Origin of the sequence: Anaerosalibacter massiliensis (assembly GCF_024623155.1) — a bacterium.
Lineage (GTDB): Bacteria > Bacillota > Clostridia > Tissierellales > Sporanaerobacteraceae > Anaerosalibacter > Anaerosalibacter massiliensis.
Window position 1 is genome coordinate 11,933 of record NZ_JANJZL010000020.1, and the last position, 16,005, is coordinate 27,937.

A 16,005-nucleotide genomic window follows, 5' to 3' on the forward strand; every position below is an offset into this window, starting at 1 on the left:
TTGTCAATAAAAAATTAAACTTTCTTCCATAAGCTGCTATTTTATTTACCCCTTATTACAGAGTATTCCATATTTTCAATAACTCTATTCACTAAAAATTCTATATCTAAATTCTTCTCTGATTCTTCTATATCTCCTAATTTTGGCCTAGTCACTGGATGTTTTGGCAAAAATACAGTACAACAATCTTCATATGGTAGAATAGATGTTTCATAAGTTTCAATTTCCTTAGCAATATCTATGATTTGAACCTTATCAAATCCAATTAAAGGCCTCAGTATTGGCATTTTTACAGATGAATTTACCACATGAATTCCTTGAATAGTTTGACTAGCTACTTGACCTAAGTTTTCACCTGTTATTAATGCATTTATATTTTTCTTTTCAGCTATTTTTTCAGATATTCTCATCATAAATCTTCTAGATAATATAGTCATTTCATCTTCTGGACATTTTGCATTTATTTCTTTTTGTATATCTAAAATATTTATGCTATAAAAAAGTATATTTCCACAATACCTTGTCATTATAGTTGCTAGATTCTTTACTTTTTCTTCAGCCCTTTCACTTGTAAATGGATAACTATGAAAATGTATAGCATTTAGTTTCACGCCTCTTTTTGCCATCATAAAACCAGCTACAGGACTATCTATTCCTCCAGATAATAACAACAATCCTTCCCCATTAGTCCCTATAGGTAAACCACCATAAGCTTTTATTTTTTCTGTATAAATATAACATTTGTCCTTTATATCTATATACAGATATACTTCCGGATTATGCACATCTACTTTTATATCTTGGAAATTTTTTAATATAGTACCTCCAATTCTTCTAGATATTTCTGGTGATTTAAAAGGGTAGTTTTTATCTACTCTTCTGGTTTCCACTTTAAAAGTTTTTATATTTTCTCTTTCTAAGACTTCCTTAAATGCATTTATAGCACCTTTTTCTATACTCTCAAAATCTTTCTCAATTCTTATACAAGGACTTATATATACTATACCAAAAACTTTTTTAAGTTTATTTATTATTTGTTCAAAATAGACTTCATCTGCTTCTATATATATTTTTCCCTGCCCTTTGTATATATTAGGAGCTCCTAAATTTTTAGTCATATTTTTTATTTGTCTTATTAATTTTCCTTCAAAATATCCTCTATTTAAACCTTTTAAGGCTATTTCTCCTAAGCTTACACTTATCACCTTATCCATAAAAATCACCTCATAGTAATTTGTCTAATATCTTCTACTGATTTTTTCAATTCTTCTACTACATAGTTTATATCATTTTTAGTATTCAAATGGGAAAGACTAAATCTTATAGCTCCTTCAATCTCATTATTATTTAATCCTATAGCCTTTAATACATGACTTTTACCTTTTCCATGGGAAGAACATGCGGAACCAGTAGAAACATATATTCCCTTATTCTCTAAATAATGAAGCAATACCTCTCCTCTAACACCTAAAAAAGATATATTTAGTATATAAGGAGAAAAACTTTCATCTAATAAGCTATTAACCTTAATTTCAGGTATATTAGTCATTATTTTTTCATGCATATAATTTTTTAACTCTCTAACATATTTGTTTTCTTTATTAAAATTATTTTTTACAATCTCTACTGCTTTTCCCATTCCTACAATTCCTAATGTATTTTCTGTACCTGAACGAATTTCTCTTTCTTGATTACCTCCATATATAATAGGAGATATATTAGTACCCTTTCTTATATAAAGTCCTCCTATACCTTTTGGTCCATGAATTTTATGGCCACTAAATGAAAAAGTATCTATACTCCATTTATTTAGTTCTAGTGGGATTTTCCCCAATGCTTGTATTCCATCTAGATGAATATATGCATTGGAAGCTTTTTTGTCCAATATCTTCCTTATTTCTCCTACTGGCTCTATAGTTCCAATTTCATTATTAACTAACATTATAGATATTAATATAGTAGAATCTTTTATACTTTTCTCTAACTCGTTTAGATCTATAAATCCAAACCTATCAACTTTAAGATAGGTTATATCAAACCCTTTGCTCTCATAGTATTTGAATATATTTAAAACTGATGGATGTTCAATTTCTGTTGTTATAATATGATTTCCTCTTTTTTTGTTCTTATTTACTAATCCTTGAATTGCAATATTATTGCTCTCTGTCCCTCCAGATGTAAAATATATTTCATCATTATTTACATTTAAAAATCCAGATATTATTTCTCTTGATTCTTCCACCTTTTTTTCAGCATTAAAACCTAATCTATGAAGAGAAGATGGATTTCCATAAGATTTTTTTAGCATAAAATTTATTTCATCAATTACCTCTTCCCTTGGTTTAGTTGTAGCACAATTGTCTAGATATACTTCCACTTTATCACCCCATATTGTTTAGTATCCTAATTCTTCATCAATAAGAAAAATAGTCATATCCACATCAGCTGGCTTTCTGTGAATTATAGTTTCTATATTACAAATTCTTGCTGAGGATTTGCAATCTGAACACCTTCCTGTAAGTCTACATGGAGTATCTAATACAAGTCTTTCTGTATTTTTAGGTGCTGCTACATTTCTTATTCTATCTTTAGCCGTCTCATAGTCTTTACATATTTTATTAGTTCCTACTATAATAAAAACTTTATCATGACCATAGAACATGGAGGCTACTCTATTTCCTACTCCATCCATATTTACTAATTTTCCATCTTCAGTTATAGCATTTGTACTTGTAATATAAATATTTGCCCTATCTGCTTTATCTCTTATATCCTTCACTTCTTCATTTGAAGCCTTCCAATGCCAATATGTTTTTACATTTTTCTCTATTAAAGCCTCATATATATTCATATCAAAAACAGTCATAGATCCGCCTATTCCCACTGTATCTGAGGTATCAATTTTTTCAATTAATTCTTTTTTAGCATCTTCTACATTTGTATATAATTTTGTTTTATAACCTTTTTCTCTTAAACTTTTAATTGTATTTATTATATTTTTTCTCATCTTTAACTCCCCTTTTTAAATGATAATTTAACCTTATTATATAAGATTTTAACCTTATATTAAAGTCATATGCAATCTTCAAATAAAAAATAAAGTTTTTTTGAAAAAGGTCTTGCAAAACTTGTCGCAATTTGCTATAATCTTAACGTGGTTATCCCCCTGGTAACCTCAAATAAGATCTCTATTCCCAATACCCCTTTTGAACGGTTTTATGGACATCCCTTGTGGATGTGAAGACTCCTTTTGGAGTCTTCTTTTTTTATCTTTTCTTTTGTTTCCAATCTATGTTAAAATATTATTATTATATTAATTAGGGGTGAAAATATTGAGTTCTAATAAAGTAGCTGTAATTTTTACTGGCGGAACTATTTCTATGAAAATAGATCCTCGGATTCACGCTGCTATTCCTGCACTATCTAGTGAAGAAATAATGGCAATGGTAACTAATATTGAAAAATTTGCTGAAATAGAAAATATAAACTTTTCAAATCTTCCTAGCCCTCATATTACACCAGAAATGATGATGGATTTAACTAAATTAGTTAAAGAAACTATTGAAAGAGATGACATCACTGGGGTTGTAGTTACTCATGGAACTGATACTTTAGAAGAAACAGCCTATATTTTAGACTTGACTATAAAATCCAAGAAACCTATAGTAGTTGTAGGAGCCATGAGAAATAGTTCTGAGTTGGGTTATGATGGCTCGTCAAATCTTGCAGCGGCTATTTGTACCGCCATCTCTGAAAAATCAAAAAATAAAGGTGTTTTAGTTGTTATGAATAATGAAGTAAATGCTGCAAGTGAAATAACTAAGATTAATACTTTAACCTTAGATACATTTAAATCTCCTGAATTTGGTCCATTAGGTATCGTTGATAATGATGAAGTAATTTTTTACAGAGATATTGTATCTAGAGATTTTATAGATACTGAAACCATTGAAACAAAAGTAGCTCTTTTGAAATCTGGACCAGGGATGAACTCAGATATTATAGAATTCTGCATAGAATCTGGATATAAAGGTATAGTAATTGAAGCATTAGGCAGAGGAAATTTACCTCCTGAAATGATATATGGAATTAAAAAAAGCATTGAAAAAAATATTCCCATAGTACTAGTTTCCAGATGCCCTACTGGAAGAGTACTTGATACATATGGATATGAAGGCGGTGGTAAACATTTAAGAAAAATAGGAGTCATATTTGCTGGAAATCTTCCGGGACAAAAAGCTAGAATTAAATTAATGTTAGCTTTAAGTATTTCTAATAATATGGATACTATAAGGAATTTATTTGAAAAAGATGAATATAACTCTTTATAAAATAAGGAAAGATAATAATATTATATAATATTATTATCTTTCCTTGCTTCTCATATAAAAACCTCTACTCCTCCTATTTAAATATTCTTCTATATAATCTACTTTTTCTATTAATTCTTCTATTTTTTCTTCTATTTTTTCTATTCTTTTTATTTCTTCATTTTCTTCTTTTATATCTTTTAAAACTGGTATATCACATTGCTTCCCTTTTTTTTTAATGGTATTTCTGTAGTGTTTTCTAAAGGTCCAAATCCTATAAAAGAAATTTCTGGGTATATTTTTCCGAAATAATAATTAAAATTCTTTTTATTTTTTCCATCTAAATATTCACAATATTTATATCTAACAGTATCAACTTCTTTTGATTTCCTCCAAAGATATATAGGACTCCAGTTTTCACCACCATCTTCACTATATCTACTTAAAATATTTTCATATTCTAGCCATATTAACCACAACTTATTCTCAAAATAAACAAAAGTGGGATAGGAACAATTTTCTACATTAGACAATACCATTTCTTTTTCCATTATTACTTCATCTCCATATATATTAAATCTCTCATATTTTATAACTAGATTCTTCTCAATATACTGACTATATGTTAAATGTAAAACATTGTTTACTAATATACTGTCCATATACAATTTTTCTTCATCATTATTGCTGATTTTTATTCTATCAGACCACTTTTCATCTCCATTTATAAACTTTTTCATATATATATTTTCCACATTAGAAAAATCATAATATATTATGGCTATTTCATCTTCTAAATACTCTATATTAAAAAAATTTAGTATTTTTGATACTTTTATTTCATCTATAGTGCTTGTATACCAATTATAATTATCATAATAATGATGATATAATCTATATTTTTTGTCTTTTTCACTTAATAGTATATTATAAAATATATGTATCTCTTCCCCATCTAATATAAGAGTTAAGTCATATACATAGGGTATTGGTTCTATTGTTAGACATATGGAATCTATTTCTTCTTCAGATATAATTGTTAAGAATAAATCTCTGTAATTATTTTGATAAACTAAATATATATATCCATCTTCTCCTATTGCTATATCATATTCTTCTAAAGCATCTGATGTTATTTTCTTTTCAATTGTATCTTTAGTAATATTATTATAATAATTATATATTATTTTTCTATCTTTTGATTGGAAAATATAAATATTATCTAATCTATCTTTAGCTATGGAAATTTTTTCATTATAAAAGGTCATGATTACACCACCTAAAAAGTTCTTTATATATATTTATTGCTATTTAAATTAAATATGCAAATCATCTAAAAAATGTAACAGTTCTTTATTGAAAAGAATATATTAACATTGAAAGGAGAATTTCATATTAGTGAAAGGGGGAAAACAATGAATTCTGAGTTTAGAGATATAAAATCCGATTCTATAGATTTAGGAATTACAGATAGATGTTGTAAGGGTAATACTGGTTGTGAATGGGATGGTACTTTAAGAAGAGTTAGAACTGAACCTATTTTCATACAGAAAGTATATGATGCTACACTAGTTAATCTTCAAGCTCTTAGAACAATAACTCATCAGCATTTCACTCCAACTTTAAGTAAAAATGGAAGAATTGTTAAAGTTTTAGATGTAAGATGTAGAAAATTTTTCAATCCTGATAATATAAATGATCCACGTAATTTAAAAGTAGATCCAGATACAGTTATATCTGGAGGAAGCTTTGTCAAAGATGGAAAAGGTAATCCAGTTAAAGTTGTAGGTCCTAGTGGACTAAAGGATGAAAAGTTAATATTTGCAGATACTTCAGAATGTGACAGAAAAAGTAAAGGAACACCCATTTTTGGTACTCAAACAGTAAAAATATCTGGAGATGTTATAGTTGAAATTGATGTTTTAGTATCTGATGGTCATAGAAGAAAACAAAAAATAACTTTAACTAGTAAAGTTCCAATTGCACCTGTAACTAATCCAATAGTTATGACTAATTTCTTTGAACTTTGCATACCATCAGTATTTAATTCAGCTTTCTTACCTAGATTTGCAGAGTTCTGCAATGTAAATTGTGAAGCTAGAATTGCTACTAATAGTATTATGAGAGATATAATTATAGATCCTTGTACTGGTAAAGTTAAAGTTAATTTAATTATAGCTATATGTATAACTTGTGAAAAGAAAATAGTAGTTCCAGTACAACTTTGTGTACTATCTACTGGATTCCCAGTATTGTCACCAGAGATTTCTCCTATTTGTAATACTTTCCCAAGCCTATTCCCTAAACAAATAGATGAATCTAATAGATACTATGATGATATTAGAGAATCTTCTGAAGAAGAAATAAATAGTGAAGAAATTGAAGATGAAAAATTTGATGAGTTAGAAAAATATGAGGAATTTGAAGAAGAATAAAATATTCCCCAGTTCAAAAGATAATTTTCCTTTAAACTGGGGTTTTTTATATGGTATCAATTAAACTAAGCTAATTTAGTTTTATCTTTTATAGCATTTGTCCATTTGCCGCATTTATCTCCATATCGTGCTAATATATTTTGATCTTCTTGAATTTCAATTATCTCACATAAATTTGCACAATCATTACATTCTATTCCCTTTACTTTATAATTTATATCTGAAATATTTAGACCTTTAAAACTGGTAGATTTTTTTCTTTTAGCTTCTGCTTTTGCCAATAATGAAACACCTACTGCTCCCATAACATCAAAATTTTCTGGAATAAATACTTCCTGTTTTAAAGTCTCCTCAAATGCTCTTTTAATACCTTCATTAGCTGCCACTCCACCTTGAAAAGCTATAGGACCAAGTATTTCCTTGCCTTTTCCTACATTATTCAAATAATTCCTAACTAATGCCTGACAAAGTCCCCATATTATATCCTCTTGGTTATGTCCAAGTTGTTGTTTATGAATCATATCTGACTCTGCAAATACTGCACATCTTCCTGCAATTCTAACTGGATTATCAGACCTTAGTGCAGTTTTTCCAAACTGTTCTATAGGCACACCCAATCTAAAAGCTTGCCTATCTAAAAACGAACCAGTACCTGCTGCACAAACTGTATTCATAGCAAAATCAACTACTATACCATCTCTAATAATAATTATTTTGGAATCTTGCCCACCAATTTCAATTATAGTTTTTATATTGGGCATAAAATCTAGAGCTGATACTGCATGACATGTTATCTCATTTTTAACTACATCTGAACCTAATATTAAACCAGCTAATTGTCTACCACTTCCGGTTGTGCCTACTCCACTTATATTAATGTCACCTAATTCTTTCCTTATATCATGTAATCCTTCTTTTAATATATCAATTGGTTTACCTTGGGTTCTCAAATATTTTTTCCATACTATATTATCTTCTTCATCTAAAATAACTATATTAGTACTCACCGAACCTACATCAACACCCATGTAAAAATCTGCCATTTTGCTTTTCCTCCCTTTTTCTTTCAAGTAAATCTACAAAGGCTTCTAACCTAGTCATATAGCCTGCTTCCCCTGTCATTTCATCTACTATTAATGTCATTATTGGAATATTATAATCATTTTGTACTGTAGGCAAAATACTTTTAGCCACTATTTCAGGCATACAATTTAAAGGAAGTAGTTGTATCACTCCATCAAATCCTTTTTTAGCATAATATATAGCACTTCCCACTGTTTCCCTTCCATGTCCTCCTACTAAAGTAGGTATATAAGGCTTCGCTAATTTGTACTTTTCATTTTCCTCTTTAGAACCAAAAGGGAAATTGCTTACATGGTGCTCTACCCATTTAGTAGGTGTCAATGATTTTTCTACAAGTACCCCCATGTGTCCTAGTTTTCTTTCAATTTCCAAGTTAACAGAAGGTTCAATAATAGTATATATTTCTCCTATAATACCTACTTTTATAGGGTTTTTATTTTTATCTATTTTTACAGCTTTAAGAGAATCTTCCACCTGGTCCATAAGCTTTAACATAGGCTCTCCACCAACAGTAATTTCTACTTTTTTATAATAATCCTCCATTATTTCATCTACTAAATAACTATTAAAAGCATAAGCTCTTTTTTCATTAGCAAGCTGTGTCAAATAGTCTGATTTTTTTATAAGCTTCCATCCTAAATCTCCTGCTTTTATTAACTTCCTATAACTTTTTACATTTAAAGCTCTAGAGATATTATTTTTAAGCTCTCTTACTCCTTCATATATTGGATCAAAAACTATAAATTCTACTTCATAGCCTAAGTCATCTAATATACTCTGCTCTAGTACTGAATAGTATCCAAATCTACAAGGGCCACAGCTACCAGTTATTAGTATAGTATCTGCACCTTTTTCTATACTTTCAATATAATTGCCTATATTTATTTTAAATGGCAAACACATAGTTTCTGGAGAATATTTAGTACCTAACTCAAGAGTTCTCTTGCTACATCTTGGAGGTGGAATCACTTCTTGGCCTAGTTCTTCTAAAAAAGCTTTTCCAGCTATATAAACATTACCTAAATGCGGAAATGTTATTTTCATCTTTATTCCTCCATTTCATCATATCTATAAAAGCTTCAATTCTAGTATTTATACCTGCTTCCCCTGTCTGTTCATCTAAGGTCAATAATGTGAAAGGCATTCCATTAGATATAGCTTTCCTCTCTACCAAATCTATAAGTATAGAATCCATTCCACATCCAAAAGATGATAAATAAATAATTCCATCTATTTTTCTCTTCTCAATTAAACTGAAAGCTGAACCTACTATTCTTTTCCCATGGGTCCAAAACATTCTTTTAGGTAGTTTACTAGAATATTTATTTATTTCTTCTTTACTTATCATTTCTGGGGTAATAATTTTTACATTATTTTTCATCAGTTTAGAAATCAAGTTCATATTTAAATATTCATCATATACTACATAAGGATGACCTAAAATCATTATAGTTAGTTCATGACTACTAGAACTATAATTTATATCCTTAAATGCCTTATTGTACATTTTGATTGCTTCTATAGGTACTACCCCTTTATTTAATAAATATATATACCTTTCATAGGATTTTTTTGCCTTGGTATAAGAACTTCTTATCTCCCATAAATCCTTTTCTAAATATTTACCAGTTTCATATACTGATTTTTTATATCCAATATTAGACTTTCTCAAATTTATCCTAGTATCTATTATTTGAGGTACATTTTTAACAGAATATTTAACCATATCTGGAAGACCTAAAACTTTGGGACAACAATATTCCATCCTTTCTATACTCATTATTCTAGGTATAAATATATAATCAACATTATCCCTTAATTTTTCTACATGACCATGAAATATTTTTACTGGTAAACAAGCTTCATCTACACAAGAAAAAATCCCAGCATTTAAAACTTCTTTATTAGTCTTTGGAGATACTACTGTTTCAATACCAAGCCCTTCAAAAAATTCTTTCCAAAATGGATAATAATCATAAAAAAACATTCCTCTAGGAATACCAATTTTACACATAATATTATCCCTCCAATCATCATTAGTATATTATTGACATATTGAAGGGATAATATAACTTTTATAATTTTATTTTTTCATATCCATTAGATAGTATAAACTATTGATTGCAATAAGTATTTCGTTATTACTTGTTGTTCTCTGATCTAATGAATTCTTGATATAATCCATAAAATCCTCTGGACTTTCAAAAGGAAATTCCATTATAGATAATAGTCTTTTCATTCTAAGCTTTCTTTCAATATTTGACATTAGAGATATGGACCTATTAATATATTGAATAAAATTTGAAAGAACTTCTTTCAAATAACTTTTTTCTACTGGCTTTATAAAACTTTCTTCATCTAATAATAGTATCTCTTCATCTTCAAAAATTATATCATTGTAGAAAGTTAAAACTTTCTTTGTAAATAATAGTTCTTTATTTAATTCTTCATCTACAATTTCAGTTCTTTTAATAGCCTCATTTCCAATTTCCTCTAAAAATTCATTTGTTTTGAATAGGTCTTTTTCTAAAGTGGAAATTTCACTATTTAACTTTTTTCTTACTTCTTTATATGAAATTTTTCCGAAAGAGTCAATAGATTTTTTACATTCACTAATAAGTTTGCCGTTTAATACACTATCTTTTATTAAATGACTAGTCAAAAATACTACTATTAATTTATTGGTTAATATTCCTAAGTTAGTGATAAAAAAGTCTATTTCTTCTACTTCTTCTAAAAGTACTTTAGATTTTTCCAAAGCCTTCTTAGTTTCCTCTAAATTTAATTCTTTAAAATTATTTTGTTTAATATCTTGAGTTTTCCTAAAATATTTATCAAACTTTGTTCCATAACTAGGTTCCATAGAACCATCAAATATTCTTTTATATTCTCTAATTTGATGATCTACATATTCTTTAGGATATTGAATTAAATTTCTTTTAAGAGAAATTTCTACTATCTCTAAAAATCTTGCTTTTGTCATTCTAAAAGGTAGAATCCTTATTATTGCAGATATTTTTTTAGAAAACAAATAATAATCTTTACTATCCTTTGCTATATAATTTGTAATATCTAAATATAATTTATTCAAAATCTCCTGATCTAATTTTCCAAAATCCTGTTTATCTTCTACCATATGCTTATTAAAATAGTTATTGGCAAGTTCATTGATATAGGATATCTCAATGATATAAGGTTTAAGATAATTGGAAAGTTTATATAAATCTTTCCTTATATTTTTTATTTTTTCTAAATTATCTTCTTGATTTTTTATACTATCATCTAAATCATAAACTAATTTTAATAAACTATTATAATGGCTATATAATTTCTCCTGTTCTTCTTTTGATTCAATTTTTTCTATGATCTTAGATTTCTCCATTAATTTCATAGATTCTAAACTGCCATAAAAACTATCATATATAGACATTATTCCAATTTTTCTAAGTTGCTCATTGTTTATACTTCTCATGATTTCTGTTATCTCTTCATTTGATAGCTCTTCTACATTATCATTATCCATATCATTACTCCTTTCAGAACATTTTACCAAGAAGATATATTGCTATCTGCTCTAGGTTCAGTACCTCCAATAAAAGTTTCATCTTCCCTTAATATAATTTGTCCTCTTCCAAAACTTCCAATATCCTCTGAGTATTTAACTTCATGTCCTAATTCAGTTAGTTTTCTCACCATGTATTCTGAAAAATTTGGCTCTACCAATATTTCTTTATTTCCAATCCATTGCCAACGTGGACGATCTAAAGCTTCTTGTGGATTGTGGTTGAAATCTATTAAATTAGTTAGAACTTGAACATGGCCTTGAGGTTGCATATATTTTCCCATTACTCCAAAAGAACCAATGGCTCTATCTCTTTTAGTTATAAATCCTGGTATAATAGTATGATAAGTCTTTTTGCCTGGTTCTAAACAATTAGCTGCTAAACTATCTAGTGAAAAACTATAACCTCTATTATGTAAATTAATACCCGTATCAGGAACTACAAGCCCAGAACCAAAATCCATAAAATTACTTTGAATATAGCTTACCATATTACCTTCACTATCTGCAGTAGCTAAATAAACTGTTCCACCTAAATTAGGATTGCCATACTTAGGTTGAATTGCCTTGTTTTTTATAAGTTTAGCTCTTTCGTATGCATATTCTTCTGACAATAAACTACTAGTAGATACCTTCATTTTATCATGATCTGTAATATATTTTAAACCATCTTCATAAGCTAATTTCATAGCTTCCATAATTATATGCTGTGAAGAAACTTTTCCATACTCTAATTCAAAATTTTTTAATATATTTAATGCCATTAAAACCACTATTCCATGAGTATTAGGTGGCAATTCCCATACATCATATCCTCTATAATTTATACTAATTGGATTAACCCATTCTGAACTAAATCCTAGTAAATCTTCTTTGTTTAAATATCCATTGTACTTTTTAGAAAATTTATCAATTTTTTCAGCTATATCACCTTCATAAAAAGATAGACATTCACTTTCTCCTAACTCTATCAAGGTTCTGCCCATTTTTCTACTTCTCCACAAACTACCTGGTTTAGGTGGTTTACCATCTATAGTAAAAGTTTTAAACCATTCTTTATATTCTTCCCCTTTTAATATTTTCTTAAAAGTTTCAAAAGCTATTTGCCAATTTTGAGATACTATTGGTGAAACTGGATAGCCTTCTACTGCATAAGATATAGCAGGATTCAAAGCTTCTTTTATGGAAATATTTCCAAACCTTTTAGATAGCTCTCTCCAAGCATAGGGAACCCCCGGTACTGTAACAGGAATAAAACCACGAGCAGGCATCTCTTTATATCCACTATTTTTTAATTTTTCAATAGTTATGTTTTTTGGTGCAGGTCCACTAGAATTTAAGCCATATATATTGTTTTTATGCCATACAATAGCAAAAGCATCTCCCCCTATACCATTTGAAGTAGGTTCTACTACTGTAAGACATGCAGCTGCTGCTATGGCTGCATCTATAGCATTTCCACCCTTTTTCATAACCTCTAAACCTGCTTCAGCAGCTAGTGGTTGAGAGGTTGCTACCATGCCTTTTCTAGAAAATACTGTCATTCGCTGAGATGGATACCTATTATTTAAACTATCAAATATCATCAAAATCCTCCTGTCTACATTTGATTTCATAATAAATAATATATATAATTTATAATAATTGATATACTATTTTATTATAACATGATATATGAAGGAGAATAAAGAATGGAAAAGATATATTATAATATTGACTATGATTTGAATATGGAGAAATATTTTGATAATAGCCCAGTTTGTTTCTTGGATATTGAAACTACTGGTTTTAGCAGAGCTTATGATACTGTTTACCTAGTGGGATTATTAATTTATAATAATGGTAAATATACTTTAAAACAATATTTCTTAAACTCCTCTGAAAAGGAAGATTGTATTTTAAAAACTTTAATAGAAGATATAGAAAACAGTGTACATGTTGTAACATTCAATGGAGATACTTTTGATATTCCTTTTTTAAATAGCAAATATAAAAAATATGATATTAAATATCAAATACCTAAAAATAAAAGCATAGATATTTATAGAACAATAAGAAATAACAAAGAATTACTTCCACTTAAAAGTTTCAAACTTAAATCTATTGAAAAATTTTTAGGTATTTATAGGGAAGATACTATATCTGGAAAAGATTGTATTGATCTTTATTATGACTATTTAAAAAGCAATGATTTGGAAAAAAGAAAACTCATTTTAAAACACAATTATGATGATTTATACTATCTACCTTTCGTTTTAAAAATGTTGGATATTATAGATGATAACAAAATTGTATATCTATCAAATAAAAGCTCTAATCATAAAAACAATCCAAAAATTGCAATTGAATCAATTGATTTTATTAATGATGTAATGAAAATCTATTGTAAAACAACCTCTTTTAAAAAGGATTCCTATATAGACTATGGAAACTATTATAACTTAAATTGGGATTTTAAAGAGGGGACATTATATATGGAATTTCAGATTGAAAAAGGTTTATTATCTACTGAAAAAAAATGTTTCTATATAAATCTAGATAATCTGGAATATGGAATGAATATTAAAGATTGTACAAGCTTTAATATTCCACCGAATATCATGCTATTGAAAGTAGATAAAAGATTAGCTATGGAAAATATTAAAGGTATGATCAAATATACAATAGAAAGCAAAGTAAGTATTTAAAAAAAGAGTAGAAAATTTCTACTCTTTTTTTAATGGCTGGGATGGCAGGACTCGAACCTGCGAAATGCTAGAGTCAAAGTCTAGTGCCTTACCGACTTGGCTACATCCCAATATAAAAACTAACTTTTTTTATAAAAAAATGGTGCCCAGAGGCGGAATCGAACCACCGACACGGGGATTTTCAGTCCCCTGCTCTACCGACTGAGCTATCTGGGCAATTATTGGTGGGCCTTCAGGGACTCGAACCCCGGACCTACCGGTTATGAGCCGGGCGCTCTAACCAACTGAGCTAAAGGCCCCAATTATATTTTTTATGGTGGGCCTGGGTGGACTCGAACCACCGACCTCACGCTTATCAGGCGTGCGCTCTAACCACCTGAGCTACAAGCCCATATTTAAGTTAATTTTGGTGGGCGCAATAGGGCTCGAACCTATGACCCCCTGCTTGTAAGGCAGGTGCTCTCCCAGCTGAGCTATGCGCCCCTATGCTAATATATGTAGACTGGCAGGGGTAGCAGGACTCGAACCCACGACATTCGGTTTTGGAGACCGACGTTCTACCAACTGAACTATACCCCTACAGTCAAATCCAAAAACTTATTTAAACAAGTGGTGGGCCTTCAGGGACTCGAACCCCGGACCTACCGGTTATGAGCCGGGCGCTCTAACCAACTGAGCTAAAGGCCCACAATAAATTAGAATAACTGGCGGAGAAGGAGGGATTTGAACCCTCGCGCCCCGAATAGGACCTACTCCCTTAGCAGGGGAGCCTCTTCAGCCTCTTGAGTACTTCTCCAAATAGTTATATTAATTGTGGCGGAGAGGGTGGGATTCGAACCCACGTGGGCCGTGAGACCCTAACGGTTTTCAAGACCGCCCCGTTATGACCACTTCGGTACCTCTCCAAATGGTGACCCATCGGCGATTCGAACGCCGGACTCCTTGATTAAAAGTCAAGTGCTCTGCCAACTGAGCTAATGGGTCATGTGGCTGGGATGGCAGGACTCGAACCTGCGAAATGCTAGAGTCAAAGTCTAGTGCCTTACCGACTTGGCTACATCCCAATATTATGGTGCACCTAGGAGGATTCGAACCCCCGGCACACGGATTAGAAGTCCGTTGCTCTATCCAACTGAGCTATAGGTGCATTTTCTGGAGCGGGTGAAGGGAATCGAACCCTCGCAACCAGCTTGGAAGGCTGGGGCTCTACCACTGAGCTACACCCGCATGGTGGAGGAGACTGGATTCGAACCAGTGAAGGCTGAGCCAACGGATTTACAGTCCGTCCCCTTTAGCCAACTCGGGAACTCCTCCCAACTTTGGAGCTGGTGAGAGGACTTGAACCCCCAACCTACTGATTACAAGTCAGTTGCTCTGCCAATTGAGCTACACCAGCATAAATATTTAATTTGCAAAATCTAATAACATAGTAATAAGCTTTGGCGACTCCGACTAAGCGATTCATGCTGCAATGCCCCAAATTTTATATTTGGTGCAATTGCAGTACTCAAAAGTTTTAACTTTTGAGCTACCCTTTTATTCATAGATTTGGGTTCTCTGCTTATGCCAATTGAGCTACACCAGAATGAATATTTAATTAAAGTCATAAATAAAATTATAAATGCTAAATTAAAATTTGTCAACCTTTTTTTATAATTTTATATTTTTTATAATTTACTACCAAAGCAAAATAAATGGCGACCTGGAAGGGACTCGAACCCTCGACCTCTAGCGTGACAGGCTAGCATTCTAACCAGCTGAACTACCAGGCCATATTAATCTTATTTAAAATCTCTATATGAAAATTTGAATTTGGTGGGCGCAATAGGGCTCGAACCTATGACCCCCTGCTTGTAAGGCAGGTGCTCTCCCAGCTGAGCTATGCGCCCTGGTGACCCTACCGGGATTCGAACCCGGGATACCGCCGT

The 16,005-nt window shown here is 30.3% G+C and carries 12 protein-coding genes and 17 tRNA genes; 3 read left to right on the top strand and 26 right to left on the bottom strand.

Annotation, left to right across the window (positions count from 1 at the left end; translation table 11 throughout):
• Positions 1-41: 41 nt before the first annotated feature.
• The 3 genes from thiI to NSA23_RS15690 are packed head-to-tail and all read right to left on the bottom strand — an operon-like array spanning position 42 to position 3,007.
• Positions 42-1,214 carry a tRNA uracil 4-sulfurtransferase ThiI gene (gene thiI, locus NSA23_RS15680; protein WP_042681074.1) on the bottom strand — a complete coding sequence of 391 codons (1,173 nt, stop codon included), beginning with the start codon at positions 1,212-1,214 and terminating at the stop codon, positions 42-44.
• 5 nt (positions 1,215-1,219) lie between these two features.
• Positions 1,220-2,377: a cysteine desulfurase family protein gene (locus tag NSA23_RS15685; protein WP_042681076.1), complete on the bottom strand. Its 1,158-nt coding sequence runs from the start codon at positions 2,375-2,377 to the stop codon at positions 1,220-1,222.
• 18 nt (positions 2,378-2,395) lie between these two features.
• Positions 2,396-3,007 carry a lactate utilization protein gene (locus tag NSA23_RS15690; RefSeq protein WP_050069773.1) on the bottom strand — a complete coding sequence of 204 codons (612 nt, stop codon included), beginning with the start codon at positions 3,005-3,007 and terminating at the stop codon, positions 2,396-2,398.
• 316 nt (positions 3,008-3,323) lie between these two features.
• On the opposite strand from NSA23_RS15690, the gene NSA23_RS15695 reads away from it, so the two are divergent.
• Positions 3,324-4,331, top strand: coding sequence for an asparaginase (locus NSA23_RS15695; RefSeq protein WP_246119193.1), 1,008 nt, complete (start codon positions 3,324-3,326; stop codon positions 4,329-4,331).
• A gap of 179 nt (positions 4,332-4,510) precedes the next feature.
• Here NSA23_RS15695 and NSA23_RS15700 read toward each other — a convergent pair whose 3' ends face one another.
• Positions 4,511-5,578 carry a hypothetical protein gene (locus tag NSA23_RS15700; protein WP_042683522.1) on the bottom strand — a complete coding sequence of 356 codons (1,068 nt, stop codon included), beginning with the start codon at positions 5,576-5,578 and terminating at the stop codon, positions 4,511-4,513.
• 147 nt (positions 5,579-5,725) lie between these two features.
• Between NSA23_RS15700 and NSA23_RS15705 the strand changes: the two genes are divergently transcribed.
• Positions 5,726-6,745: a hypothetical protein gene (locus NSA23_RS15705; RefSeq protein ID WP_042683523.1), complete on the top strand. Its 1,020-nt coding sequence runs from the start codon at positions 5,726-5,728 to the stop codon at positions 6,743-6,745.
• Between the two features lie 65 nt (positions 6,746-6,810).
• Here NSA23_RS15705 and NSA23_RS15710 read toward each other — a convergent pair whose 3' ends face one another.
• From NSA23_RS15710 to NSA23_RS15730, 5 genes are all read right to left on the bottom strand, one after another.
• Complete coding sequence (locus tag NSA23_RS15710; RefSeq protein ID WP_042683524.1) at positions 6,811-7,788, bottom strand: acyl-CoA dehydratase activase; 978 nt, start codon at positions 7,786-7,788, stop codon at positions 6,811-6,813.
• Entirely contained in the window at positions 7,763-8,872 is a 1,110-nt protein-coding gene (locus NSA23_RS15715) for an acyl-CoA dehydratase activase-related protein (protein WP_042683525.1), read from the bottom strand. Before NSA23_RS15715 ends, NSA23_RS15710 begins: the two co-directional genes overlap by 26 nt.
• Entirely contained in the window at positions 8,844-9,842 is a 999-nt protein-coding gene (locus tag NSA23_RS15720; RefSeq protein WP_042683526.1) for an acyl-CoA dehydratase activase-related protein, read from the bottom strand. The genes NSA23_RS15715 and NSA23_RS15720 overlap by 29 nt, the downstream gene beginning before the upstream one ends.
• A 69-nt stretch (positions 9,843-9,911) precedes the next feature.
• Positions 9,912-11,351, bottom strand: coding sequence for a hypothetical protein (locus tag NSA23_RS15725; protein ID WP_042683527.1), 1,440 nt, complete (start codon positions 11,349-11,351; stop codon positions 9,912-9,914).
• A 23-nt stretch (positions 11,352-11,374) separates the two neighbouring features.
• Positions 11,375-12,976 carry a gamma-glutamyltransferase family protein gene (locus tag NSA23_RS15730; RefSeq protein ID WP_081915300.1) on the bottom strand — a complete coding sequence of 534 codons (1,602 nt, stop codon included), beginning with the start codon at positions 12,974-12,976 and terminating at the stop codon, positions 11,375-11,377.
• 105 nt (positions 12,977-13,081) lie between these two features.
• Between NSA23_RS15730 and NSA23_RS15735 the strand changes: the two genes are divergently transcribed.
• Positions 13,082-14,077 (top strand): ribonuclease H-like domain-containing protein, encoded by a 996-nt coding sequence (locus NSA23_RS15735; RefSeq protein ID WP_050069925.1) that lies wholly within the window; start codon positions 13,082-13,084, stop codon positions 14,075-14,077.
• Between the two features lie 33 nt (positions 14,078-14,110).
• Here the strand turns inward: NSA23_RS15735 and NSA23_RS15740 are convergent.
• The 17 genes from NSA23_RS15740 to NSA23_RS15820 all read right to left on the bottom strand — a co-directional run bounded on the left by NSA23_RS15740 (position 14,111) and on the right by NSA23_RS15820 (position 15,966).
• Positions 14,111-14,187 (bottom strand) — tRNA-Gln (locus NSA23_RS15740).
• 30 nt (positions 14,188-14,217) lie between these two features.
• A tRNA-Phe gene (locus NSA23_RS15745) sits at positions 14,218-14,293 on the bottom strand.
• Between the two features lie 6 nt (positions 14,294-14,299).
• Positions 14,300-14,376 (bottom strand) — tRNA-Ile (locus tag NSA23_RS15750).
• A 15-nt stretch (positions 14,377-14,391) separates the two neighbouring features.
• A tRNA-Ile gene (locus NSA23_RS15755) sits at positions 14,392-14,468 on the bottom strand.
• A gap of 16 nt (positions 14,469-14,484) precedes the next feature.
• Positions 14,485-14,560, bottom strand: a tRNA-Val gene (locus NSA23_RS15760).
• A gap of 20 nt (positions 14,561-14,580) precedes the next feature.
• Positions 14,581-14,656 (bottom strand) — tRNA-Trp (locus NSA23_RS15765).
• Between the two features lie 31 nt (positions 14,657-14,687).
• Positions 14,688-14,764: transfer RNA gene (locus tag NSA23_RS15770), tRNA-Ile, on the bottom strand.
• A gap of 18 nt (positions 14,765-14,782) precedes the next feature.
• A tRNA-Ser gene (locus NSA23_RS15775) sits at positions 14,783-14,873 on the bottom strand.
• A gap of 18 nt (positions 14,874-14,891) precedes the next feature.
• A tRNA-Ser gene (locus tag NSA23_RS15780) sits at positions 14,892-14,982 on the bottom strand.
• Positions 14,983-14,985: 3 nt separating this feature from the next.
• Positions 14,986-15,061, bottom strand: a tRNA-Lys gene (locus tag NSA23_RS15785).
• 3 nt (positions 15,062-15,064) lie between these two features.
• Positions 15,065-15,141 (bottom strand) — tRNA-Gln (locus NSA23_RS15790).
• Between the two features lie 6 nt (positions 15,142-15,147).
• Positions 15,148-15,224, bottom strand: a tRNA-Arg gene (locus NSA23_RS15795).
• A gap of 6 nt (positions 15,225-15,230) precedes the next feature.
• Positions 15,231-15,304: transfer RNA gene (locus tag NSA23_RS15800), tRNA-Gly, on the bottom strand.
• Position 15,305: 1 nt separating this feature from the next.
• Positions 15,306-15,391: transfer RNA gene (locus NSA23_RS15805), tRNA-Tyr, on the bottom strand.
• Between the two features lie 6 nt (positions 15,392-15,397).
• Positions 15,398-15,473 (bottom strand) — tRNA-Thr (locus NSA23_RS15810).
• A 299-nt stretch (positions 15,474-15,772) separates the two neighbouring features.
• Positions 15,773-15,849: transfer RNA gene (locus NSA23_RS15815), tRNA-Asp, on the bottom strand.
• Between the two features lie 41 nt (positions 15,850-15,890).
• Positions 15,891-15,966, bottom strand: a tRNA-Val gene (locus tag NSA23_RS15820).
• Positions 15,967-16,005: the final 39 nt, after the last annotated feature.